The sequence below is a fragment of the Kitasatospora sp. NPDC056138 genome (assembly GCF_042264695.1).
Taxonomy (GTDB): domain Bacteria; phylum Actinomycetota; class Actinomycetes; order Streptomycetales; family Streptomycetaceae; genus Kitasatospora.
In genome coordinates, this window is sequence record NZ_JBHJVK010000001.1 from 189,199 (window position 1) to 211,142 (window position 21,944).

Consider the following 21,944-nt stretch of genomic DNA (forward strand, 5'->3'; position numbering starts at 1 on the left):
TACCCGTCGGTAACACGCGATTTCCCCGTCCCGGCCGGTGCGTCGCCCGGCGGTCCGAGCGCCGGCCGGCCGGTCAGCGCAGCGGGGTGAAGTTGTTGAGCACCGTGGTGAACCGCCGCTGCGCGGTGATCCAGTCCTTGTCCGGGGCGGACACGTAGATGCCGTACGACGTGCCGTTGTCGTCCCGGAACTCGACCTCCTTGGCGTGCCGCCGCGTACCGTCCGTCGCGGTGAAGGTGAACTCCCAGGAGGCGGCCTCGTGACCGTTCACCTTGGTGTCGGCCAGACTCTCGCGGTGGTAGTTGCCCAGCGTCTTGGTGATGCCCTGCTCCATCTGGAGGAAGTGCTCACGCGGCGTCAGCGGCTGTCCGACGGTGACCGCGAACTGCAGGAAGTGGATCCGGCCGTCCGGGCTGTAGAGGATCTGGCCGAGGTTGTCCGTCGTGCGCACCCACGCAGGGCGCTCGTCGGGCGCCGGGAAGCGGAAGCCCGCCGGGTCGTCCACCCAGCTGTAGCCGCTCGGCGCCGGGCCGGGTACGGGCGCCTCGGAGATGGTCACGACGGGGCCCGGGTCGGACGCGGTCGGGTTGTGGTGCAGCAGCTTGGGTGCCTCGTACGCGACACCGCCGGCCAGCACCGCGGCGATCACCAGGCCCACCACGATCCGCAGGCCCTTGCGGCGCGCGGGCTTGGCCGCGGCGGGCGGCTCGGCCGGGGTTGCGGCCGTGGCCGGAGTGGCCGCCGTGGGCCCGGGCGTCGGGTCGGCGGCGGCGGGCGGCGCGGCGGGCGGCGCCTCCTCGACGGCCGGCGCCTCCGCCTCCGGCCGGTCCACCACCGGGACGCTCTGGGTCGGCATCCGCTGCTCGACCTTCGGCGCCGGCTTGATGTCGATGGTGTGCCCCGCGGTCACCTCGGTCAGCATCCGCATGGCCTCGTCGGCGCCGGGACGCTCCTCCGGGTCCTTGGCCATCAGCGCGGCCAGCACCGGGCCGAGCGCCCCGGCCCGGCGCGGCTCCGGCAGCGGTTCGCCGACCACCGCCGCCAGCGTGGTGATCGGCGAGGTGCGGCGGAACGGCGACTGGCCCTCCACGGCCGCGTACAGCGTCGCGCCGAGACCCCACAGGTCGGAGGCCGGCCCCGGGCGCTCGCCCTGGGCCCGCTCGGGGGCGAGGTAGTCGGGCGAGCCGACCAGGTCGCCGGGCCGGGTCAGCTCGGCGGAGCCCTCGAAGGTGGCGATGCCGAAGTCCAGCAGCACCACCCGGCCGGTGTTGTGTTCCAGCAGCACGTTGGCGGGCTTCACGTCCCGGTGCAGCACGCCCAGTTGGTGACCCCGGTGCAGGGCGGCGAGCACCTGGACGCCGACCTCGGCGGCCTCCCGGGGCATCAGGGTGCCGTCCTGGCTGATCACATCGGCCAGCGAACGGCCGTCGATCAGCTCCATCACGATCCACGGGCGGCCGTCCTGCTCCACCACGTCATGGATGGTGATCACGCCCGGGTGCTTGATCCGCGCAGCGGCCCTGGCCTCGCGCTTCATCCGGGACTGGAGAATCTCCAGCTCCTCCTCGGGGAGGTGGTTGACCGTCAGCTCCTTGACCGCGACCTCGCGGTCCAGCATCTCGTCCCGGGCCCGCCAGACCGTGCCCATGCCGCCCCGGCCGAGCCGGTCGCCCAGCGTGTACCGACCGACCAGCACTCGCTGCGCGTCTCTGGCCTGCGCCGACTGGTCCTGCACGCCCATGGCGACCGTTCCCCCTCATCAGCCCACCGTCACCCTGACGGAGGTGGTTCCGGTGCACCGTTGACTCACCGATAGGACAACTTCCATGCACAGGTTAGGCGCCCTGTGGCGCGCCCGGAATCTCGCCCCTGCCAGGTGACCTGGCTGTGACCTTGACCTCACGTCGAGTTGTCCCGACCACTGGGCGGTGCGCACGCGTACGAGCCGCTCAGCCCGCCAGCGACACCACCAGCGCCAGTGCCGCCACCAGCAGCACCAGCACCCCGACCACCAGCAGCGGACCGAGCAGCGCGGGCGGTACGGCCGGCCGCCGCCCGGCGTGCCGCCCGTGCGGATCCGCCGCGTCAGGTCTTCTCCGCCGCAGCGCCGGACCGTTCGGGTGACGCACCAGCGGCCCCGGCGGCCGACGGACCGCCAGGTCCTGCGGGGCGCGTGCCTGCGGCCCGTACGGCTCCGGCGCCGCGCCGATCAGCGCGGCCAGCTCCCGCCGGACCTCCGCGATCCCCGGCCGGCCTGCGGGGTCGGGCCGCAGCAACCGCTCGACCAGCGGCCCCAGCGGCCCGCAGCCGTCGGTCGGCCCGGGGCGTCCGGCCCGGATCGCCGCCAGCAGGGTGGGCAGATCGTCCTCGGGGTACGGGGACCGGCCGGTGAGCAGCCGGTGCAGCAGGACGCCGAGCGCCCAGCAGTCCCCGGCGGGGCCGGTCTCCAGCGCCCAGCGTTCGGCCCCGGGGCCCAGCAGCAGCGATCTGGCGTCCAGGATGCGCCGGGCCTGGAGCGGGCTCGGCGGAGCGTCACCGGCGCCGCCCAGGGCCGCACACAGCTCCTCCTCGGCCACTCCGAGCAGCAGCCCGCCGAGCAGCGCGGCGCCGTCCTCGCAGACGACCACGGTGTCCGGCGCTATGTTCCCGTGCGCCAGCCCGGCCCGGTGCAGCGCCTGCAGCGCGCCCGCGAGGTCGGCGGCCAGCTCCGCGGCCCGGTACGGCGGGACCGGCCCGGACTCCAGCAGCTCGGCGAGCGACCGGCCCGGCGGACGCTCCTCGGCCACCCAGAGGAGTTCCTCCGCCGCGACGGCCTCGACGGGCCGCAGCAGTCTCGGATGGTCCGGCGCACCCTCGACCGCCGCCGCCACCAGGCGGGCGATCCGCTCGCCGTACGCGGGGTCCGGCTCGGCCATCGGCTGCCCGGGTATCAGCACCTCCGGCAGGTCGAGCGCGTGCACCAGGACCTGGTCGCCGGTCCGCCGGTCCTCGGCGAGCATGCCGCGACCCTGCGGACGGTCCGTCAACCGGTACCGTCCGGCCACCACTTGGCCAGGTGCCGCTCGCATGCGCCTTCCTCGGGGACTCGGTCGGGTCTCGGATCTGGTCGGGTCTCGGATCTGGTCGGGCCGCTCGTTTCCCGCCAGGGTACGCGGCCCGCTGGGTAGGCTCGGCCCATGGACTGGACCGATCTGATCGACGTGGCCTTCGACGTGCTCGGCAGCAACAACGCCGACAGCAGGCAGTCGGCGCTGCGCACCGTGCAGGCCACCGTGGTGGAGGGCGAGCAGCCGGTCGCGGCCACGGCGGGCCGGCACCCGGACCACTTCCGCAAGGGCGCCCTGGTCCTGACCACCCACCGCCTGCTCTTCCTCAAGGACGGCAAGCCGCCGCTGCCGGTTGCGCTGGAGGCCGTCACTGATGCCTCGGTGACGAGGACCCGGCTGAACGGCGAGGTGCTCAAGGTCGTCGCGCTGTCCGGCGCGCACCGCTTCGAGGAGGTCGCCAAGGCCGGGATCTTCGCCGAGCAGGTCCTGACCGCTGCCGCCGCGGCCCGCCGCAGGACGGCCGCCCGGCCGGCCCCGGCCGCCACTCCCCCCACGGCCGACCTGCTCGACCAGCTGGAGCGGCTGGCCGCCCTGCACGCCTGTGGCGCCCTCACCGACGAGGAGTTCAGCCGGGCCAAGCAGCGGCTGATCGGCTGAGTCCGCCTCACCCTGACGCCACCGGCCGGCAGTCGGCTCGTCGGGCACCGGTTCGCCAGGCGGCTGGACGTCAGGACACGAGGTGTCAGGACGCGGGCTTGAAGGTGTCGAAGCCGACCTGCCGGGCCTGCACGTTGGCGGACGAGTTCCAGTCGGCGTCCGGGATGGTCCAGTAGAGCGCGTAGCCGTAGTCGCCGGTGACGAAGCCCCGGTTCAGCGAGTGCAGCTCGGGGTTGCCGCTGTAGGTCCACTCCCAGTCGGCGGCGTTGGTCCACTGCCGGTAGGTGATCTGCTTGAGCTGGACGCGCTGGTAGTTGCGCATGCTGTTCGACTCGTCGGCTTCCTGCCAGTCCGCGAGCGCGCTCTTCCCCGGCGAGGTGGTCCAGTCCACCACCAGCTTCACGCCGTTGCCCTCGAACTTGCGGCTGGTGGGGTCGTAGTCCTCCCCGCCGTACTTCAGCCAGTCCGGGAGGACGATCGAGAAGCCCGAGGCGTCGTTGTACTGGTGGAACCCGGCCGGCACCGCCGGGTCGGCGGCGGGACTGCTGACGGCCGTCGCGGGCGCGCTGCCCGTCGGCGGCCGGCTGCTTGCCGGGGCGGCGGTACCGGGGGCGGTACCGGGGGTGGTGGCGGGGGTGGTGACGGGAATCGGGGCGGCGGCCTTGGTGACCGTCCGCGAAGCGGACGCGGACGGGCTCACGGCGTCCCTGGGGCTCGCGCCCGCGGTGCTGCCGCCGCCGTTCCGGAGCAGTGCGAACAGCACGGCCACCACCAGCAGGACGACCACCAGTGCGGCCCCCGCGAGCACCGCCGGGCGCCGGACGAGGCCGGGCATCCCGGGCCGGGCAGCGGACAGCGGCACCGCCACGGTCCCGGGCTCGGCACTCGGGGCGGGGGCCGCCGGAGCGGCCCTGGGTATCGGAGCCGCAGCGGGCTGCTCCGCCGCCCGGCTGCCGACCCGGACCGTCCCCAGCAGCCCGCTCACGCCGCGCCTGGGGCCCTCGGCCGCAGCCGGGCGGCCGGCCTCGGCGGCCCGGTCCACCTGCTCGGTCTTCCCCGGCTTCGCCGCCTTCACGGCCTTCTCGGCCTTCGCACTCTTCGCGGCCTGCTCGGTCCGCACGGCCTGCTCAGCCTTCGCGGGGGCCGCGGCCGCCTTCTCCGGCCCCGCCGCGGGCACGTCGACCGCGGGCGCCGGCACCGCCTGCTGGGTGGTGGCCTCCGCCTTGCTGGTCGCGTCGGCGACGATCCGCTTGAGCATCGACCGGGTGGTGGAGGCGTCCAGCCGCCGGGCGGGGTCCTTCTCCAGCAGGCCGTCGATGACGGGCTGGAGCGGCCCGGCGTTCTCGGACCCGGGCAGGGTCTCGGTCATCACGGCGGTGAGGGTGGCCAGCGCCGACCCGCGGTCGTACGGGGGCTTGCCCTCGACCATCGCGTACAGCGTGCCGCCGAGCGACCAGAGGTCGGCGGGCGGTCCGGGCTTCTGCCCGCGCGCCCGCTCCGGCGAGATGTACGAGGGGGCGCCGACCAGCATGCCGGTGGAGGTGATCGAGACGTCGCCCTCGACGCTGGCGATGCCGAAGTCGGTGAGCACGACCCGGCCGTCCTCGCCGATCAGGACGTTCGACGGCTTGACGTCCCGGTGCAGGATGCCCTGGCTGTGCGCGGCGCCGAGCACGCCCAGCACGTCGAGTGCGATCTCGGCGGCCCGGCCGGGGCTCAGCGTGCCCTCTTCCTTGATGACCTCGGCCAGCGAACGCGACTCGACCAGTTCCATCACGATCCACGGCCGCTCGTCCTCCTCGACCACGTCGAAGACGGTGACGGCGGCGGTGTGCCGGATCCGCGCGGTCGCCTTGGCCTCGCGCAGCGTACGGACGATCAGACGGTGCTTCTCGTCCTCGTCCACGCCGCCCTGCATCCGCAGCTCCTTGACCGCGACGATCCGGCCGAGCAGTTCGTCCTCGGCCCGCCACACGGTCCCCATCCCGCCCCGGCCGAGCACCTCGTTCAGCCGGTAACGACCGGCGAGGAGACGTCCGGTGGAACCCTGCGGCTGGGTCATTGGTGCCTCTTCCCCCATGTGCGGCGGCGTTCGGGATGACGGCGCGTCGGCAGGAGCCGCCGGGCAGACCGACCGGGGCCGTGGACTGCACCCGGCGGCGGGGCTCCGAACGCCAAGCCTCCATCATCCCCTGTCCCGGGGGCGCCTCACCACCCGCCCCGGGTCCGACCGTCGGGTTCCGGCCGGGAAGACGATGGTCAGTGCCCGATCGGCCATCAGAAATGACTGTCTCCAACCGCGTTGGCGCTGCTAGCGTGCGCCGTCGTTCACAGAATCTCCCTGGGGGAATACCAGCATGAGCACACCGGCGCCCGGCACCGAACTCCCGCTTCCGCTCCCCGCACCCACCGCCGCACCCCGGAGTCCGGCCCTCGCCGTCGCGGCGGCGACCGGCGCCGCCGTGGCCGGCGCACTGGCCTACGGGTTCCTGATGAAGGCGCTCGACCACGAGGTCGGCTGGGTGGTCGCCGGCGTCGCGGCCGCGGTCTCCCTCACCCTCGGGAAGCTGGGCGGGCGCAACCCCTCGCTGCCGGTCGCGGGCGCGGTGCTGTCGGTGCTCGGGCTGTTCCTGGGCCAGCTCTTCGGCATCGCGCTCTAAGCCCACGAGCAGCTCGGCGCCTCCTTCCCCGACCTGTTCGGCCCGGAGCTCGACACCACCTTCCGGATCTGGCAGGACACCCGCGACGTGCCGGACCTGGTGTTCTACGGTCTCGCCGTCTTCGAGGGCTACGCCTTCACCAGGCGCTTCGCAGCCTGACCGGGCCGACCGGACGGACCACGCAGGCCGGGCAGGCAGGGCCGGGCCGACCAGGACGGACGGGCGGGCGGGCCCGGGCCACAACGCGGCAGGGCCCCCGCCGAAGCGGGGGCCCTGCCGGGTGTGCGTACGGTCCGTCAGCGACGGCAGCGCCTAACGGTGGTTGAGCGCCGGGTTGACGGTGACCTCGACCCGCTGGAACTCCTTGAGCTCCGAGTAGCCGGTGGTGGCCATCGCGCGGCGCAGCGCGCCGAAGAGGTTCATGGTGCCGTCGGGGGTGTGCGACGGGCCGGTGAGGATCTCCTGGGTGGTGCCGACCGTACCGAGGTCCACGCGCTTTCCGCGCGGCAGCTCGTCGTGGACGGCCTCCATGCCCCAGTGGAAGCCGCGGCCCGGCGCGTCGGTGCCACGGGCCAGCGCGGCGCCGATCATCACCGCGTCCGCGCCGCAGGCGACGGCCTTGGCGATGTCGCCGCTGTAGCCCACGCCGCCGTCCGCGATGACGTGCACGTAACGGCCGCCGGACTCGTCCATGTAGTCGCGGCGGGCGGCGGCCACGTCGGCCACCGCGGTCGCCATCGGGACCTGGATGCCCAGCACGTTGCGGGTGGTGTGCGCGGCACCGCCGCCGAAGCCGACCAGCACACCGGCCGCGCCGGTCCGCATCAGGTGCAGCGCGGCGGTGTACGTGGCGCAGCCGCCGACGATCACCGGAACGTCCAGCTCGTAGATGAACTGCTTCAGGTTCAGCGGCTCGGCGGCGCCCGAGACGTGCTCGGCGGAGACCGTGGTGCCACGGATCACGAAGACGTCCACGCCGGCGTCCACGACGGCCTTGGAGAACTCGGCAGTGCGCTGCGGCGAGAGCGCGGCGGCGGTCACCACACCGGACTCGCGCACCTCCTTGATCCGCTTGCCGATCAGGTCGGCCTGGATCGGCGCGGCGTAGATCTCCTGCAGACGGCGGGTCGCGGCGGCCTCGTCCGTGATCGCGGCGATCTCGTCCAGCAGCGGCTGCGGGTCCTCGTACCGGGTCCACAGACCTTCGAGGTTCAGCACGCCGAGGCCGCCGAGCTGGCCGATGGCGATGGCCTGCGCGGGCGAGACCACGCTGTCCATCGGGGCCGCCAGGAACGGCAGCTCGAAGCGGTAGGCGTCGATCTGCCAGGCGATCGAGACCTCCTTCGGGTCCCGGGTGCGACGGCTGGGGACGACGGCGATGTCGTCGAAGGAGTACGCCCGGCGGCCGCGCTTGCCTCGCCCGATCTCGATCTCAGTCACTTCGAGCCCTTCTGCTGCTTGCTTCACTCGCGCCGGGTCACCCCGACCGCCCCCAGTATCCCGCACCTGGGCGCGCCGGTGCCCCGGGGCACACCACCGGGGCACGGGGAAGCGCGTGCGCCGGACGGCCCGGGCCCGCGCCGGACTGCTCCGGTGCGGGCCGGGTGCCGTCCGGCCTCGCGTGCTCCCCGCGCCCCGGCGGACGTCCCGTCGGCGTCAGCGAACCGTCACCGTCACCGGCTGGTGTAGTTCGGTGCCTCGACGGTCATCTGGATGTCGTGCGGGTGGCTCTCCTTGAGGCCCGCCGAGGTGATCCGGACGAAGCGTCCCTTGGTCTGCATCTCCTCGATGGTGCCCGCGCCCACGTAGCCCATGGTCTGCCGCAGCCCGCCGACCAGCTGGTGCAGCACCGCGCCCAGCGGACCCCGGTACGGGACCTGGCCCTCGATGCCCTCGGGCACCAGCTTGTCGTCCGAGGCCACCTCGGCCTGGAAGTAGCGGTCCTTGGAGTACGAGCGGCCCTGCCCGCGGGACTGCATGGCGCCCAGCGAGCCCATGCCGCGGTACGACTTGAACTGCTTGCCGTTGATGAACATCAGCTCGCCCGGCGACTCCTCGCAGCCGGCCAGCAGCGAGCCGAGCATCACGGTGTCGGCACCGGCGCACAGCGCCTTGCCGATGTCGCCGGAGTACTGCAGACCGCCGTCGCCGATGACCGGCACGCCGGCCGCCTGGCAGGCCAGCGCGGCCTCGTAGATGGCGGTGACCTGGGGGACGCCGATACCGGCGACCACGCGGGTGGTGCAGATCGAGCCGGGGCCGACACCGACCTTGACACCGTCCACGCCCGCGTCGATCAGCGCCTGGGCGCCGTCCCGGGTGGCGACGTTGCCGCCGACGACGTCCACGCCCACGGCCGACTTGATCTTGGAGATCCAGGCCAGCGCGTTGTGGCTGTGGCCGTGCGAGGTGTCCACGACCAGGAAGTCGACCCCGGCGCCGACCAGCGCCTGGGCGCGGTCGAAAGCCTCGGCGGAGGCACCGACGGCGGCGCCGACCAGCAGCCGGCCCTCGGCGTCCTTGGCGGCGTTCGGGTACTGCTCGGCCTTGACGAAGTCCTTGACGGTGATCAGGCCCTTGATCCGGCCCTCGTCGTCGACCAGCGGCAGCTTCTCGATCTTGTGGCGGCGGAGCAGGCCGATGGCCTCCTCACCGGAGATGCCGACCTTGCCGGTGATCAGCGGCATCGGGGTCATGATCTCGCGGACCTGGCGGCTGCGGTCCGACTCGAAGGCCATGTCACGGTTGGTGACGATGCCCAGCAGCCTGCCCTCCGGATCGGCGACCGGGACGCCGCTGATCCGGAAGCGGGCGCAGAGCGCGTCCGCCTCGGCCAGGGTGGCCTCCGGGCCGACCGTGATCGGGTCGGTGACCATGCCGGACTCGGAGCGCTTCACCAGGTCGACCTGGTTCACCTGGTCCTCGACCGACAGGTTGCGGTGCAGCACGCCAACGCCGCCCTGGCGGGCCATCGCGATGGCCATCCGGGACTCGGTGACCTTGTCCATGGCCGCCGAGAGCATCGGAATGTTCACCCGGACGTTGCGGGAGACCCGGGAGGACGTGTCGACCTCGTTCGGCAGCACCTCGGAGGCCCCGGGCAGCAGCAGGACGTCGTCATACGTGAGCCCGAGCATGGCGAACTTCTCGGGTACGCCTGCAGCGTTATAAGACATGTGCGGGGTGACCTTCCTATGGGCCCCTCCTGGCCAAGGCCGGGCAAGGAGGGAGGGCCGTCGATCTGAATCGCACCCGGCCGGGGTTTCCGGGCACGTAGCTCTCAGCAGGGCGGAGACATCGGCCGTCGTACGGCCTTGGTCCGCCCGCGCACACCGGCTCAGGCTCAGGCCACCAGAACGCTCAACGTTTGGAGGAACCTCCGAGGGAACCTCGCGAACGCCTACGAAACTTTGGGCGACCCGACCAGGCGCCGATACCCCATGGTACTGGTGTCCGGGGTATTGGATCGCGCCCCCTTGACAACGCGGGCGCTACGAGGACTCTTCCGCCAGTGCCCGGAGCCGGCTCAGCGCCCGGTGCTGGGCCACCCGCACGGCACCGGGCGACATGCCGAGCACCTCGCCGGTCTCCTCCGCCGACAGCCCGGCGGCCACCCGCAGCAGCACGAGCTCACGCTGGCGCGCGGGCAGGTTGGAGAGCAGTTCCTTGGCCCAGGCGGCGTCACTGCTGAGCAGTGCCCGCTCCTCGGGACCGAGCGCCTCGTCGGGGAGCTCGGGCAGGTCGTCGGGCGGGATCACGGTGGAGCCGGGACCGCGCATCGCGGCCCGCTGCAGGTCCGCGATCTTGTGCGCGGCGATCCCGTACACGAAGGCCTCGAACGGGCGGCCCTCGTCCTTGTAGCGCGGCAGTGCGCAGAGCACCGCGACGCAGACCTCCTGGGCCACGTCGTCCACATGGTGCCGGGCGCCCCCGGGCAGCCGGACCAGCCGGCCCCGGCAGTAGCGCAGAGCGAGCGGGTGGACGTAGGCGAGCAGTGCGTCGATCGCGGGACCCTCGCCGCGGACCGCGGCGGCGACCAGCCCGCCCAGCTGCGCCGAGCCGCCGGTGCCGAGCACCGGCCTGCGCATCTCGTCGTCCTCCGCGTACGACTGATCGGCCTGATCGGTTGCGGGAGCACCGGGCGGGGGCTCGTCGGACCGGGCCTCGTCGTCGTACATCGGTCCATGGTGCCTGGTCGGACCGGAAAACGCGGCACCGCGTCCGGAGTTGTGCATCGGAACGTTATGCACCGCACCACCGTGCGTCGCCACCGTCCGCATCGCGCCGCCTCCCGCCCCGCCCTCCGAAGCCGCCACCGGCCCGAAGGTGCCTTGATCCGTCCCGCTCGCCGAGCCTCCTGCGGCCGCACTCTTCGCCGCAGTCCCTGTCCGCCGGTCCCCGAGGTGCTCCACTACTCCATGGTGCAGCCTCGGGACCTCAACGTCATACGTCTGAGCGATCGAAACGGCCGGGCAGCCGTCTCTCAGCGGACCAGACCCCAGCGGAAACCGAGGGCCACCGCGTGTGCGCGGTCCGAGGCGCCCAGCTTCTTGAACAGGCGCCTGGCATGGGTTTTGACGGTGTCCTCGGAGAGGAAAAGCTCCCGGCCGATCTCCGCGTTGCTGCGCCCGTGGCTCATGCCTTCGAGCACCTGGATCTCACGTGCCGTCAGCGTGGGAGCCGCACCCATGTCGGGGCTGCGCAGCCGGCGCGGGGCGAGCCGCCAGGTCGGGTCGGCCAGCGCCTGGGTGACGGTGGCCCGCAGCTCGGCGCGCGAGGCGTCCTTGTGCAGGTAGCCGCGGGCGCCGGCGGCGACCGCGAGGGCCACCCCGTCCAGGTCCTCGGCGACCGTGAGCATGATGATGCGCGCGCCCGGATCCGCCGACAGCAGCCGCCGGACGGTCTCCACGCCGCCGAGGCCGGGCATCCGGACGTCCATCAGGACGAGATCGGAGCGGTCGGCCACCCAGCGGCGCAGTACCTCCTCACCGTTCGTCGCAGTGGTCACCCGGTCGACACCGGGCACCGTCGCCACCGCGCGGCGAAGCGCCTCCCGGGCGAGCGGGGAATCGTCGCAGACGAGTACGGATGTCATGACCGTCCTCCGCAGCTGATCCGCGTCACGTTGAGCCTCCTGGCTGGTTCGAACTCTCTCCGACACGGCCGATTGGCGGCGGACTTCGTTTGGATCGTGGATCTTCCGCGACCGTTCCCGACGCCCAGCGCCCGCTAACCGCCTCCGCACAACCAACGACCGTCACTCGAATGAGTTACGGCCCTCAGGGCCATCTCCACCACTGTACGTGGCCGACCCATTACGGATCAGCCACCTCGCGGTGCACACGCCGCACTTTTGCGCGGTCCGCGCACCACGCGCGCGCCATCAGGACCGCCCGCGCCCCCCGGAGCCACCCGGTTGCCACAGTGACACCCGCCAAACACCATGCCCCTGTTTGTCCGTTTTTATAGCTTCCGTACGGTCATTGACTGTTGTGTAACTCTGTGGGTGACTTGTCCCAGTGAGTGCCGTAAGTCATATTTCCATGTGTCCATACCGGCCCCATCGCGACCTCGCCGAGCCGACGAGCCTCCAGGCGTCGGACCCTCGAAGGGAACAAGCCATGGCAGATTTCTCCCGCCTCCCCGGCCCCAACGCAGACCTCTGGGACTGGCAGCTCTCCGCCGCCTGCCGCGGCGTGGACAGTTCGCTCTTCTTCCACCCGGAGGGCGAGCGCGGGGCCGCGCGAAGCTCGCGCGAGGCCAGTGCCAAGGAGGTCTGCATGCGGTGTCCGGTGAGGGCCGAGTGCGCGGCGCACGCGCTGGCCGTACGCGAGCCGTACGGCGTCTGGGGCGGGCTGACCGAGGACGAGCGCGAGGAACTGATGGGCCGTTCCCGCAACCGGCTGGTCGAGGTCCCGCTCGGGCTGCCCACGGCAGCAGGCCACTGACATTCCCACACCTCGTGAAGAAACGTTCCTTCACGAGGTTTTCGCGCGTCGCGGGAGCGATCGGCCGCTCACACCGGCCACGGGTCAGCCGGTGACCGCGGAACCACAGAGCTGGTCCAGCATCAGCGAGACGGCCGGTACGTCGGCCAGGTCCGGCAGGGTCAGCGCCACCACCTGACGGGCCGCCGGGTCGCCGCTCGCCGCCCGCACCGGCACCGCCGCGACGCCCGACTGGCGCACCGAACGCAAGGCGAGCCCCGGCAGCACCGCCACCCCGAGACCGGCCGCGACCAGGCCGACCACCGCGGGGTAGTCGTCGGTCGCGAAGTCGATCCGGGGCTCGAACCCGGCGCCGGCGCAGAGCTCCACCAGGTGCCCCCGGCACTGCGGACAGCCCGCGATCCACTGCTCGGCCGCCAGCTCGGCCAGGTCCACCGGGCTGTCCTCGTCCCGCCCGGCCAGCGGGTGCCCGGCCGGGAGCAGCCCGACCAGCGGATCGTCCAGCAGCGGCCGGACCACCAGGTCGGACCAGTCGTTGGCGGCCAGCGTGGCGGCGGCCTCCAGGGTCGCCTCGGCACGGGCCTCGCGCGGCGTGCTGTGCGCACTGGCCGGGAAGAGCCCGCCCTGGGAGTCCGGGTAGCGGAAGGCCAGCGCGATCTCGCACTCACCCCCGCGCAGCATCGCCAGCGACTCCGGCGGCTCGGCCTCGACCAGGGACACCCGCACCCCCGGATGGGCGCCCCGCAGCCGGGCGACCGCCGGCGGGACCAGCGTGGAACTGGCCGTCGGGAAGGAGACCAGCCGCACCCGGCCGGCCCGCAGCCCGGCGATCGCGGCCACCTCCTCCTCGGCGGCGCAGAGCCCGGCGAGGATGCCGGTGGCGTGCTTGAGCAGCACCTGGCCCGCCTCGCTCAGCTGCATGCCCCGCCCCGAACGGACCACCAGCGGAGTGGCGACGGACTTCTCCAGGGCCTTCATCTGCTGGCTGACGGCGGGCTGGGTACAGCCGAGCTCTCGGGCCGCCGCGGAGAAGGAACCGGTCCGGGCGACAGCGCGCAGGACGCGCAGGTGGCGGGCCTCGATCATGCCTCAGTTATAAGGCAGACTTTGGACATCGCAAAATTTCCCTGATGCCAGACGGGTTCAGACACCGGCCAGGAGTCCGGAGACCGTACCGCACCGGGGGCGGGGCTCCGCTGCCGCAGGTTCCCGCCGGGGCCGCCGGGACGCAACCGGCACCCCTCGGAGAACAGCCGGAGGCCCGGCTCGCACCCCACAGGGTACGGGCCGGGCCTCCGGTCGCTGAAGCGAGCGTCAGTGCGAGTGGCCGTGGCCGCCGTGCGAGTGACCCGCGGCGGCGTCCTCCTCGACCTTCTTCTCCACCACGAGGGTCTCGGTGGTGAGCAGCAGGGAGGCGATCGACGCGGCGTTCTCCAGCGCGGAGCGGGTGACCTTGACCGGGTCGATGACGCCGGCCTTCACCAGGTCGCCGTACTCACCGGTGGCGGCGTTGTAGCCCTGGCCGGCCTCCAGCTCGGCGACCTTGGAGGTGATGACGTAACCCTCCAGGCCGGCGTTCTGGGCGATCCAGCGCAGCGGCTCGACCAGCGCGCGGCGGACGACGGCGACACCGGTCGCCTCGTCACCGGTCAGGCCCAGGCCGTCCTCCAGCACCTTGGCGGCGTGGACCAGGGAGGCGCCACCACCGGCGACGATGCCCTCCTCGACCGCGGCGCGGGTCGCCGAGATGGCGTCCTCCAGGCGGTGCTTGCGCTCCTTGAGCTCCACCTCGGTGGCGGCGCCGACCTTGATGACGCAGACGCCGCCGGCCAGCTTGGCCAGGCGCTCCTGCAGCTTCTCGCGGTCCCAGTCCGAGTCGGTGGCGGCGATCTCGGCCTTGATCTGGGCGACGCGGCCGGCCACGGCCTCGTGGTCGCCGGCACCGTCGACGACGGTGGTCTCGTCCTTGGTGATGGTCACGCGGCGGGCGGTGCCCAGCACGTCCAGGCCGGACTGGTCGAGCTTGAGGCCGACCTCCTCGGAGATGACGGTGGCACCGGTCAGGGTGGCCAGGTCGCCGAGGATGGCCTTGCGGCGGTCGCCGAAGCCCGGGGCCTTGACGGCCACGGCGTTGAAGGTGCCACGGATCTTGTTCACCACGAGGGTGGAGAGCGCCTCGCCGTCCACGTCCTCGGCGATGATCAGCAGCGGCTTGGAGGCGCCGCCCTGCAGGATCTTCTCCAGCAGCGGGAGCAGCTCCTGGATGGAGGAGATCTTGCCCTGGTTGATCAGGATGTACGGGTCCTCCAGGACCGCCTCCTGACGCTCCGCGTCGGTGACGAAGTACGGCGAGAGGTAGCCCTTGTCGAACTGCATGCCCTCGGTGAAGTCCAGCTCCACGCCGAAGGTGTTCGACTCCTCGACGGTGATGACACCGTCCTTGCCGACCTTGTCGATCGCCTCGGCGATCAGCTCGCCGACCTGGGTGTCCTGCGCGGAGAGCGAGGCGACGGCGGCGACGTCGTCCTTGCCCTCGATCTCGCGGGCGCTGGCGAGCAGGTACTCGGAGACGGCGGCGACGGCCTTGTCGATGCCCTTCTTCAGGGCGGCCGGGCCGGCACCGGCGGCGACGTTGCGCAGACCCTCGTTGACCAGGGCCTGGGCGAGCACGGTGGCGGTGGTGGTGCCGTCACCCGCGACGTCGTTGGTCTTGGTGGCGACCTCCTTGACCAGCTGCGCGCCGAGGTTCTCGTACGGGTCGTCGAGCTCGACCTCGCGGGCGATGGTCACACCGTCGTTGGTGATGGTGGGGGCGCCGAACTTCTTGTCGATGACGACGTTGCGGCCCTTGGGGCCGATGGTCACCTTGACGGTGTCGGCCAGCTTGTTGACACCGCGCTCCAGCGAGCGGCGGGCGTCCTCGTCGAACTGCAGGATCTTCGCCATGGTTCCGTTTCCTAGGGTTTCTGCGTACGTGAGCCAACAACCGCGCCCCGGGCCCCTGTCAGTGCTGACACGGATCCGGGGCGGGCTGGTTTCGTCTTACTTCTCGACGATCGCGAGGACGTCGCGGGCCGAGAGGACCAGGTACTCCTGGCCGTTGTACTTGACCTCGGTGCCGCCGTACTTCGAGTACAGGACGACATCGCCGACGGTCACGTCGAGCGGAAGACGCTGGCCGTCCTCGAAGCGACCCGGGCCGACGGCCAGGACGACGCCCTCCTGGGGCTTCTCCTTGGCGGTGTCCGGGATAACCAGGCCGGAGGCCGTGGTGGTCTCGGCGTCGAGCGGCTGGACCACGATGCGGTCCTCGAGCGGCTTGATGGCAACCTTGCTGCTGGCGGTCACGTCCGAGCTCCCCTTCGGAGATTACGGGGTTGTTCTACAGGTCGGTGGCGATTCCTGCGGGCCTGCCGTCGCGGGGGTCAGACACGCTTCATCGCGTTAGCACTCACCCGGTGGGGAGTGCCAGGAACGACCATAGGCGGCCGTTAGCACTCAGTCAACCAGAGTGCCAACGGCGTGGCTCCGTGTTCCGCGAAACCCGGTCACGGCGCCCGAGTGGACGCACTCGTGCGCGAACCCCGGCGGCCGGAACACCGACCTGCCGTGTCGACTTCTACCAGGACCGGACCCGCCGGGGGGCCCGACGTGGCGATCACCCCGGCCCTGTTCGCCGTGAGCGTGATCGCCGCCGCGGTGACGGCCGGCGCGGGTCTCCTCCGGCTGCCCGGCCACACCGACCGGATGCCGGACTCGGCCCCGCGGCCCGAGCCGAGCGGGGCTCCGCTCCGGTGGATCCCCGCCGCACTCGTAGCCCCGGTACTGCTGGCCCTCGGGGCCGTGCTCCGCCGCCACCGTGCATTTCGTCCTCGCGGCCGTACCGGTCCGCGGGCGGCGGTGTCACCGCAGCAGCAACACGTGCGACCGAGCCGACCCGCGGGCCCGGCCGCCGCCGTCGCCGCGGCCGGCGACCCTCCGCGGCCGACCTGCGAACCCCGCCGAACGGGGAGAATGATCCCGTGGAGATCGAATCGTTCCGGGCCCTGCTGACCGACGAGGGCCAGGCGCTGCTGGCCGAGCTGCGCGACTTCAAGGCCGGCGAGGAACTGGCGCTGGCCACCCGGCTGCGCCGCGAGCACCCCGCCCCGCTGGTGTCCGCCGCGCTGGCCCAGGCGCAGCTGCGGCAGCGGGCCAGGGCGAAGTTCGGCGACCAGGCGGACGAGCTGTACTTCACCCCCAACGGTGTCGAACAGGCGACCCGCCGCAGTGTGGCCGAGTGGCGCGCGCAGCGCTTCGCCGCGCTGGGCGTGCGCCGCCTGGCCGACCTGTGCTGCGGGATCGGCGGCGACGCGATCGCCCTGGCCCGGGTCGGGATCGCCGTGCTCGCGGTCGACCGCGATCCGCTGACCTGCGCCGTCGCCGAGGCGAACGCCGCCGCGCTGGGACTGGCCGAGCTGATCGAGGTGCGCTGCGCGGACGTCACCGAGGTGGACGTGACCGGGTACGACGCGGTCTTCACCGACCCGGCGCGCCGCACCGCGCGTGGCCGGGTGTTCGATCCCGAGGCGTACTCGCCGCCGCTCTCCTGGGCAATCGAGGCCGCCCGCCGCACGCCGTTCGGGGCGCTCAAGGTCGCCCCCGGCATCCCGCACGAGCTGGTGCCGGACGGCGCCGAGGCCGAGTGGGTCTCGGACCACGGCGAGGTGAAGGAGGCCGCGCTCTGGTTCGGCACGCGCGCCGACCGGCCGCACCGGGCCACGCTGCTGCCGGGCGACCGCACGCTCACCGGTGGTCTGCTGCCGGACCCGCCGGCCGGTCCGGTCGGCCGCTACCTGTACGAGCCGGACGGCGCGGTGATCCGGGCCCACCTGGTCGCCGAGGTGGCCGAGCAGATCGGCGGGCGGCTGATCGACCCGATGATCGCCTACCTGACCTCGGACCGGCTGGTGCCCACCCCGTACGCGCACGCCTACGAGATCAGCGACGTGCTGCCGTTCAACGTGAAGAAGCTGAAGGCCCTGCTGCGCGAGCGCGGGGTCGGCACCGTGGTGATCAAGAAGCGCGGCATCGGCATCACCCCCGAGGAGCTGCGCCGCCAGCTCAAGCCCAGCGGCCCGAACGAGCTGACGGTGATCCTCAGCCGCACCGACCACGGCCCGCTGATGATGCTCGGCCGGCCCGTGACGGCGGATCAGCCGGCGGGCGCCTGGATGTAGTCCTCGAGCCGGGCGACCGCGAAGCCCTGCTCCTGGATCCGGCTGAGCAGCTCGCCGAACATCTGGGTCATGGTCTCGCCCTTGAGCTCCGACGGGCCGCGGAAGTGGGCGAGGATGATGTCGCCGGGCTTCAGCTTCTTGTCGCTGGACTGGTACTGCATGTCGTGTATCTGCATCGACTCGCGCCACAGCACCACGCCGCGCGGGCCGCACTCCTGCACGGCGGTGTTGAGGCTCTCGGTCTTCGCGCCGTCCCCGAACGGCGGACGGAAGAGCAGCGGCGCCTTGCCGTACTGCTGGGTGAGCGCCGCCTGGTCGTCGCAGACCTCGGACTTCTGCCTGGCCGCCGATATCTTGCTCATCTGCGGGTGGTCCACGGTGTGGTTCTGGATGTGGTTGCCGAGGGCCTGCAGCGGCTTGAAGTAGCCGTAGTCGTTCTTGATTATGTCCTTGGTCAGGAACATCGAGATCGGCACCTTGAGGTCGGTGAGCATCTCGACGAACCTGGGGTCCTTCTCCGCACCGTCGTCGATGGTGACGAAGACGACCTTGTCCTTGGTCGGGACCTCGCTGAAGACCGGGACCGGCCCCTTGGCGGTGAGCTTGATCGGCTTGTCGGCCGGCGCGGCGGGCGCCTCGGGCAGCGGCTTGAGCTTCCACTTCTCCCAGGCCGCGGCGTCGGCCTGGGGGGCCGCCGAGGAGGCCGGGGCCTGCGGGGAGGCGGAGTTCTGCGGTGCCCCGCCCGCCGGGCCCTGGGGCGCCGCCGCGCTCTTGCCGCCCCCGCCGCCGCTGCCGCAACCGGTCAGCGCCACCAGCAGCACCGCAGCCCCGGCCGCGTACGTCCTGAAGTTCCTCACCGAACCGCGCTCCCGTATTCGTGTATCGAACACTTATCGGGACGTCAGGCTATTCCACGCGGTTGCCGCGGTCATTCCAGGTGACTGCTGGTGAAGCTCCACCGGTGCACCGGACGGGACAGCAGCTCGGCGGGCGGGTCGGGGACCGGGACCGGCCCGGCCGTCCACCAGGTGATCAGCAGCACCCGGTCCCCGTCCGCGGTGAACACCTCGGTCCGTTCCAGGCCGGCCGAGCCGCGCAGGGCGGGCAGGGCGGTCTCGAGCGCCCAGCGGTGCAGCTCGCCGCCCCGGCCCTCGACCGCGCGGGCCTCCCACATCGCGGCGAGGGTCATGACCGCAGGGCCTCGTGCGCGGCGGAGTGCAGATCGGTGTGCGGCACCGAGACCTCGGTGACCGGCAGCGAGGAGTCCGCCGAAAGGTCGAAGGAGGACGGTGCCCGGTCCCGCCAGACCATCTCGGCACCGAGCGCGGCGACCATCGCGCCGTTGTCGGTGCACAGGCCGGGCCGCGGCACCCGCAGCACGATGCCGGCCTTGTCGCAGCGCTGCTGGGCCATCTCGCGCAGCCGCGAGTTCGCCGCCACGCCGCCGCCGATCATCAGGTGGTCGACACCGTTGGCCTTGCACGCCTTGACGGCCTTGCGGGTGAGCACGTCGGTGACGGCCTCCTGGAAGGAGGCGGCGACATCGGCGATCGGCACCTCCTCCCCCGCCCGGCGCCTGGCCTCGACCCAGCGGGCCACGGCGGTCTTCAGGCCGGAGAAGGAGAAGTCGTACTCGGGGTCCTTGGCACCGCTGAGGCCGCGCGGGAAGGCGATCGCCTTCGGGTCGCCCTCGCGGGCCCTGCGGTCCACCACCGGTCCGCCGGGGAAGCCGAGACCGAGCACCCGGGCCACCTTGTCGAAGGCCTCGCCCGCCGCGTCGTCGATGGTCGCGCCGAGCGGGCGGACGTCGGTGGTGATGTCCTCGCTGAGCAGCAGCGAGGAGTGCCCGCCGGAGACCAGCAGGGCCATCGTGGGCTGCGGCAGACGGCCGTGCTCCAGCTGGTCCACGCAGATGTGCGAGGCCAGGTGGTTGACCCCGTACAGCGGCTTGTCCAGCGCCCAGGCGTACGCCTTCGCGGCGCTCACCCCGACCAGCAGCGCACCGGCCAGGCCAGGACCCGCGGTGACGGCGATGCCGTCCAGGTCGGCGGCCTTGATCCCGGCGGTGTCCAGGGCGCGCTGGATGGTCGGGACCATCGCCTCCAGGTGCGCCCGGCTGGCGATCTCGGGGACGACGCCGCCGTAGCGGGCGTGGTCGTTGACGCTGGAGGCGACCGCGTCGGCCAGCAGGGTGGTGCCCCGCACGATGCCGACGCCGGTCTCGTCACAGGAGGTCTCGATGCCGAGGACGAGCGGTTCGTCAGCCATGATCGGGTTCCTTCACGTCGTGCTGCGGGACGTCCTGCTGCGGGGCGTCCTCCTGCGGGTTGTCGAGGCGCATGACCAGTGCGTCCACGTTGGCGGGCTGGTAGTAGCCGCGCCGGATGCCGACCGGCTCGAAACCGAAGCGCTCGTAGAGCTGCTGGGCGCGCAGGTTGTCCACCCGCACCTCCAGCAGCAGCTCGGCGCAGCCGCGCCGGGCGGCCTCGGCCACCAGGTCGGTCAGCAGGGCGGCACCGAGACCGGCACCCTGGTGCCCCGGCGCGACCGCGATGGTCTGGACATCGCCCTCGCCGGCCACGGCCATCAGACCGGCGTAGCCGACGACGGTGCCGTCCGGGGCGGTGGCGACGGTGTAGTGGCGGGTACCACCGGGGCGGGCCTCGGCCAGCTCGGACCAGTACATGCCGTGCGACCAGGCGTCCTCGGGGAAGAGCCGGAGCTCCAGTCCCATCACGGGCTCGATGTCCCACCAGCGCATCGGCCGCAGGGCCACCGCGCTGCGCCCGGCGCCGGGACGGTCGGCGAGCGTGCTGCCGGGTCGGTCGGTGAGCGAGCTCACGCCGGGAGCACCGCCTTGTACCCCGCGGGCACCTGGGCGTCCGGGCGGCGCAGGTAGAGCGGGACGCAGGGCAGCAGGTCGCGCCCGGCGGCCAGCTCGGTGACCGCGAAGTCGGCGAGCGCACCGGCCGAGACGTGCTCGGGACCGTGCGCGCCGGGGAAGGTCTCGGGGTAGAGCAGCGCACCGGCGCCGACCGAGCGCTGCTCGGGACTCAGCTCGGCGGGACGGTCCACGGCGGGCCCCTCGACCCGCGCGCCCGAGGCGTCGTACGAGGCCCAGTAGACCTCCTTGCGACGCGCGTCCGTGGCCACGGTGAACGGCCCGGTGAGGCCCTCGGTGCGGGCCTGGTGGGCGATGGCGTCCAGGGTGCAGACGCCGTACACGGGCAGGCCGAGGGCGTGGCCGAGCGCGGCGGCGGTGACCAGGCCGACCCGCAGGCCGGTGTACGGCCCCGGGCCGACGCCGACCGCGATGCCGGTCAGCCGGTGCTTGTCGACGCCTGCGGTGCGCAGCACCTGGTCCACGGCAGGGAGCAGCAGCTCACCGTGCCTTCTGGCGTCGACCTGGAAGGTCTCGGCGAGGACGGCCGTGCCGTCGTGGACGGCGGCGGTGACGGCGGGGGTTGCGGTGTCGAACGCGAGCAGCAGCACGGGGTCAAGGTTAGAGGGTCGCCGGAGTCGGTATTTCGTACTGGTCCGGAACACACGTCCGGATCGGTCCTGCCCGGCCCGGCGGACCTGGCACGATGGGCCGGGACAGCACGAGGCGGCGATCGGAGCACACGTGGCGGGCACGCGTCCTGGATTGGTGGTCACCGGTCTGACCGTCGGCGCCCTGGCGGTGATCGGCCTGCTGGCGTTCCAGGCCGACGGTGCGCAGAGCCGGGCCCTCGCGGCGAAGCCCTCGGCGAGCGGCAGCAGCACCGGCGGCGGCCCCTCGACCGCCCCGACCACCGGCGCCGACCAGGCCCCGCCCCAGCTGCCCGCCGCCTCCGGCACCGGCCGCCGGGTGGTGTACTCGCTCGGCAGCCACGCGGTCTGGCTGGTGGACCCGAAGAAGACCCCGCCGGTGCAGGCCGCCTTCAGGGTCACCCCGGGCACCGCGGACCCGACCGCCGGGGACTACACCGTCTACAGCCGTACCGCCACGACCACCGGCACCGACGGGCTCCGGATCGAGCACGTGGTGCGGTTCGCCCAGCAGAACGGCACCGTCTTCGGCTTCAGCGCCGCCGTGGACACCCCGAGCGCCTCCCCGGCCCCCACGGCCCCGCCCACGGACCCGTCCAAGCCCAGGACCGGCGGCATCCGCTCCGCCCGCACCGACGGCCAGACCCTCTGGGACTTCGCCCCGTCCGGCACCAAGGTCGTCGTCGTCCCCTGAGCGCACTCACCGGCTGATCGCCCCACGGGCCGGTCGAACGGGGGTCGCTCCGGCAGGCACCCGGTCACCCGCACGCCACCCCGCAGGCCCGGCGCACCCGGCCCGGTCGCAGACGTCACCCGCCGTCCGGTCCGACCGCTCGCGCCCCGGGTGGGAACAGGTCGGCAGCCCCCGTGCCCGCAGCGGAA

General features: G+C 72.7%; 20 protein-coding genes. 5 read left to right on the forward strand and 15 right to left on the reverse strand.

Annotation, left to right across the window (positions count from 1 at the left end):
- Positions 1-73: 73 nt before the first annotated feature.
- Together ACFC1R_RS00755 and ACFC1R_RS00760 are read right to left on the reverse strand one after the other, a co-directional pair.
- On the reverse strand, positions 74-1,741 hold the full coding sequence (locus ACFC1R_RS00755; RefSeq protein ID WP_375930543.1) for a serine/threonine-protein kinase: 1,668 nt from the start codon (positions 1,739-1,741) through the stop codon (positions 74-76).
- 208 nt (positions 1,742-1,949) lie between these two features.
- On the reverse strand, positions 1,950-3,068 hold the full coding sequence (locus tag ACFC1R_RS00760; RefSeq protein WP_375930546.1) for a hypothetical protein: 1,119 nt from the start codon (positions 3,066-3,068) through the stop codon (positions 1,950-1,952).
- Positions 3,069-3,176: 108 nt separating this feature from the next.
- Between ACFC1R_RS00760 and ACFC1R_RS00765 the strand changes: the two genes are divergently transcribed.
- Entirely contained in the window at positions 3,177-3,704 is a 528-nt protein-coding gene (locus ACFC1R_RS00765) for an SHOCT domain-containing protein (RefSeq protein ID WP_375930549.1), read from the forward strand.
- Positions 3,705-3,789: 85 nt separating this feature from the next.
- On the opposite strand, the gene ACFC1R_RS00770 is transcribed toward ACFC1R_RS00765, so the two are convergent.
- On the reverse strand, positions 3,790-5,766 hold the full coding sequence (locus ACFC1R_RS00770; protein ID WP_375930552.1) for a serine/threonine-protein kinase: 1,977 nt from the start codon (positions 5,764-5,766) through the stop codon (positions 3,790-3,792).
- Between the two features lie 295 nt (positions 5,767-6,061).
- Here ACFC1R_RS00770 and ACFC1R_RS00775 point away from each other — a divergent pair, with 295 nt between their 5' ends.
- Positions 6,062-6,364 carry a hypothetical protein gene (locus ACFC1R_RS00775; protein ID WP_375930555.1) on the forward strand — a complete coding sequence of 101 codons (303 nt, stop codon included), beginning with the start codon at positions 6,062-6,064 and terminating at the stop codon, positions 6,362-6,364.
- Positions 6,365-6,676: 312 nt separating this feature from the next.
- On the opposite strand, the gene ACFC1R_RS00780 is transcribed toward ACFC1R_RS00775, so the two are convergent.
- The 4 genes from ACFC1R_RS00780 to ACFC1R_RS00795 all read right to left on the reverse strand — a co-directional run bounded on the left by ACFC1R_RS00780 (position 6,677) and on the right by ACFC1R_RS00795 (position 11,459).
- Entirely contained in the window at positions 6,677-7,804 is a 1,128-nt protein-coding gene (locus ACFC1R_RS00780) for a GuaB3 family IMP dehydrogenase-related protein (protein ID WP_375930558.1), read from the reverse strand.
- Positions 7,805-8,037: 233 nt separating this feature from the next.
- A complete protein-coding gene (gene guaB / locus ACFC1R_RS00785) occupies positions 8,038-9,540 on the reverse strand; it encodes an IMP dehydrogenase (protein ID WP_375930561.1) in 1,503 nt (500 codons plus the stop codon).
- Between the two features lie 315 nt (positions 9,541-9,855).
- Positions 9,856-10,452, reverse strand: a complete 597-nt coding sequence (gene shbA / locus ACFC1R_RS00790; RefSeq protein ID WP_375930900.1) for an RNA polymerase sigma factor ShbA — start codon at positions 10,450-10,452, stop codon at positions 9,856-9,858.
- 395 nt (positions 10,453-10,847) lie between these two features.
- A complete protein-coding gene (locus ACFC1R_RS00795) occupies positions 10,848-11,459 on the reverse strand; it encodes a response regulator transcription factor (protein WP_014136228.1) in 612 nt (203 codons plus the stop codon).
- A gap of 526 nt (positions 11,460-11,985) precedes the next feature.
- Between ACFC1R_RS00795 and ACFC1R_RS00800 the strand changes: the two genes are divergently transcribed.
- Complete coding sequence (locus ACFC1R_RS00800) at positions 11,986-12,312, forward strand: WhiB family transcriptional regulator (RefSeq protein ID WP_375930564.1); 327 nt, start codon at positions 11,986-11,988, stop codon at positions 12,310-12,312.
- A gap of 84 nt (positions 12,313-12,396) precedes the next feature.
- Here ACFC1R_RS00800 and ACFC1R_RS00805 read toward each other — a convergent pair whose 3' ends face one another.
- The 3 genes from ACFC1R_RS00805 to groES form a co-directional block, all read right to left on the reverse strand.
- A complete protein-coding gene (locus ACFC1R_RS00805; protein WP_375930567.1) occupies positions 12,397-13,398 on the reverse strand; it encodes a LysR substrate-binding domain-containing protein in 1,002 nt (333 codons plus the stop codon).
- A gap of 228 nt (positions 13,399-13,626) precedes the next feature.
- Positions 13,627-15,258 (reverse strand): chaperonin GroEL, encoded by a 1,632-nt coding sequence (gene groL, locus ACFC1R_RS00810; RefSeq protein WP_375930570.1) that lies wholly within the window; start codon positions 15,256-15,258, stop codon positions 13,627-13,629.
- A 96-nt stretch (positions 15,259-15,354) separates the two neighbouring features.
- Positions 15,355-15,660: a co-chaperone GroES gene (gene groES / locus ACFC1R_RS00815; RefSeq protein ID WP_045301329.1), complete on the reverse strand. Its 306-nt coding sequence runs from the start codon at positions 15,658-15,660 to the stop codon at positions 15,355-15,357.
- Between the two features lie 674 nt (positions 15,661-16,334).
- On the opposite strand from groES, the gene ACFC1R_RS00820 reads away from it, so the two are divergent.
- Complete coding sequence (locus tag ACFC1R_RS00820; protein ID WP_375930574.1) at positions 16,335-17,531, forward strand: SAM-dependent methyltransferase; 1,197 nt, start codon at positions 16,335-16,337, stop codon at positions 17,529-17,531.
- On the opposite strand, the gene ACFC1R_RS00825 is transcribed toward ACFC1R_RS00820, so the two are convergent.
- From ACFC1R_RS00825 to tsaB, 5 genes are all read right to left on the reverse strand, one after another.
- Positions 17,507-18,388, reverse strand: a complete 882-nt coding sequence (locus tag ACFC1R_RS00825; protein ID WP_375930577.1) for a polysaccharide deacetylase family protein — start codon at positions 18,386-18,388, stop codon at positions 17,507-17,509. The genes ACFC1R_RS00820 and ACFC1R_RS00825 overlap by 25 nt on opposite strands.
- A gap of 71 nt (positions 18,389-18,459) precedes the next feature.
- On the reverse strand, positions 18,460-18,720 hold the full coding sequence (locus tag ACFC1R_RS00830) for a hypothetical protein (RefSeq protein WP_375930580.1): 261 nt from the start codon (positions 18,718-18,720) through the stop codon (positions 18,460-18,462).
- Complete coding sequence (tsaD, locus tag ACFC1R_RS00835; protein ID WP_375930583.1) at positions 18,717-19,799, reverse strand: tRNA (adenosine(37)-N6)-threonylcarbamoyltransferase complex transferase subunit TsaD; 1,083 nt, start codon at positions 19,797-19,799, stop codon at positions 18,717-18,719. The genes ACFC1R_RS00830 and tsaD overlap by 4 nt, the downstream gene beginning before the upstream one ends.
- The gene (gene rimI / locus ACFC1R_RS00840; RefSeq protein WP_375930903.1) at positions 19,792-20,292 is read right to left on the reverse strand and encodes a ribosomal protein S18-alanine N-acetyltransferase; all 501 of its coding nucleotides are present in this window, start codon (positions 20,290-20,292) and stop codon (positions 19,792-19,794) included. The genes tsaD and rimI overlap by 8 nt, the downstream gene beginning before the upstream one ends.
- A gap of 77 nt (positions 20,293-20,369) precedes the next feature.
- Positions 20,370-21,023: a tRNA (adenosine(37)-N6)-threonylcarbamoyltransferase complex dimerization subunit type 1 TsaB gene (gene tsaB, locus ACFC1R_RS00845; protein WP_375930586.1), complete on the reverse strand. Its 654-nt coding sequence runs from the start codon at positions 21,021-21,023 to the stop codon at positions 20,370-20,372.
- A 157-nt stretch (positions 21,024-21,180) separates the two neighbouring features.
- On the opposite strand from tsaB, the gene ACFC1R_RS00850 reads away from it, so the two are divergent.
- Positions 21,181-21,756, forward strand: a complete 576-nt coding sequence (locus tag ACFC1R_RS00850) for a hypothetical protein (protein WP_375930589.1) — start codon at positions 21,181-21,183, stop codon at positions 21,754-21,756.
- The last annotated feature ends 188 nt before the right edge of the window (positions 21,757-21,944 follow it).

Excerpts from the sequence above, each read along its gene's own strand:
- ACFC1R_RS00755 (WP_375930543.1), bottom strand. The coding sequence starts at position 1,741 with ATGGGCGTGCAGGACCAGTCGGCGCAGGCCAGAGACGCGCAGCGAGTG.
- ACFC1R_RS00760 (WP_375930546.1), bottom strand. The coding sequence starts at position 3,068 with ATGCGAGCGGCACCTGGCCAAGTGGTGGCCGGACGGTACCGGTTGACG.
- ACFC1R_RS00765 (WP_375930549.1), top strand. The coding sequence starts at position 3,177 with ATGGACTGGACCGATCTGATCGACGTGGCCTTCGACGTGCTCGGCAGC.
- ACFC1R_RS00770 (WP_375930552.1), bottom strand. The coding sequence starts at position 5,766 with ATGACCCAGCCGCAGGGTTCCACCGGACGTCTCCTCGCCGGTCGTTAC.
- ACFC1R_RS00775 (WP_375930555.1), top strand. The coding sequence starts at position 6,062 with ATGAGCACACCGGCGCCCGGCACCGAACTCCCGCTTCCGCTCCCCGCA.
- guaB (WP_375930561.1), bottom strand. The coding sequence starts at position 9,540 with ATGTCTTATAACGCTGCAGGCGTACCCGAGAAGTTCGCCATGCTCGGG.
- shbA (WP_375930900.1), bottom strand. The coding sequence starts at position 10,452 with ATGCGCAGGCCGGTGCTCGGCACCGGCGGCTCGGCGCAGCTGGGCGGG.
- ACFC1R_RS00795 (WP_014136228.1), bottom strand. The coding sequence starts at position 11,459 with ATGACATCCGTACTCGTCTGCGACGATTCCCCGCTCGCCCGGGAGGCG.
- ACFC1R_RS00800 (WP_375930564.1), top strand. The coding sequence starts at position 11,986 with ATGGCAGATTTCTCCCGCCTCCCCGGCCCCAACGCAGACCTCTGGGAC.
- ACFC1R_RS00805 (WP_375930567.1), bottom strand. The coding sequence starts at position 13,398 with ATGATCGAGGCCCGCCACCTGCGCGTCCTGCGCGCTGTCGCCCGGACC.
- groL (WP_375930570.1), bottom strand. The coding sequence starts at position 15,258 with ATGGCGAAGATCCTGCAGTTCGACGAGGACGCCCGCCGCTCGCTGGAG.
- ACFC1R_RS00830 (WP_375930580.1), bottom strand. The coding sequence starts at position 18,720 with ATGACCCTCGCCGCGATGTGGGAGGCCCGCGCGGTCGAGGGCCGGGGC.
- tsaD (WP_375930583.1), bottom strand. The coding sequence starts at position 19,799 with ATGGCTGACGAACCGCTCGTCCTCGGCATCGAGACCTCCTGTGACGAG.
- rimI (WP_375930903.1), bottom strand. The coding sequence starts at position 20,292 with ATGCGCTGGTGGGACATCGAGCCCGTGATGGGACTGGAGCTCCGGCTC.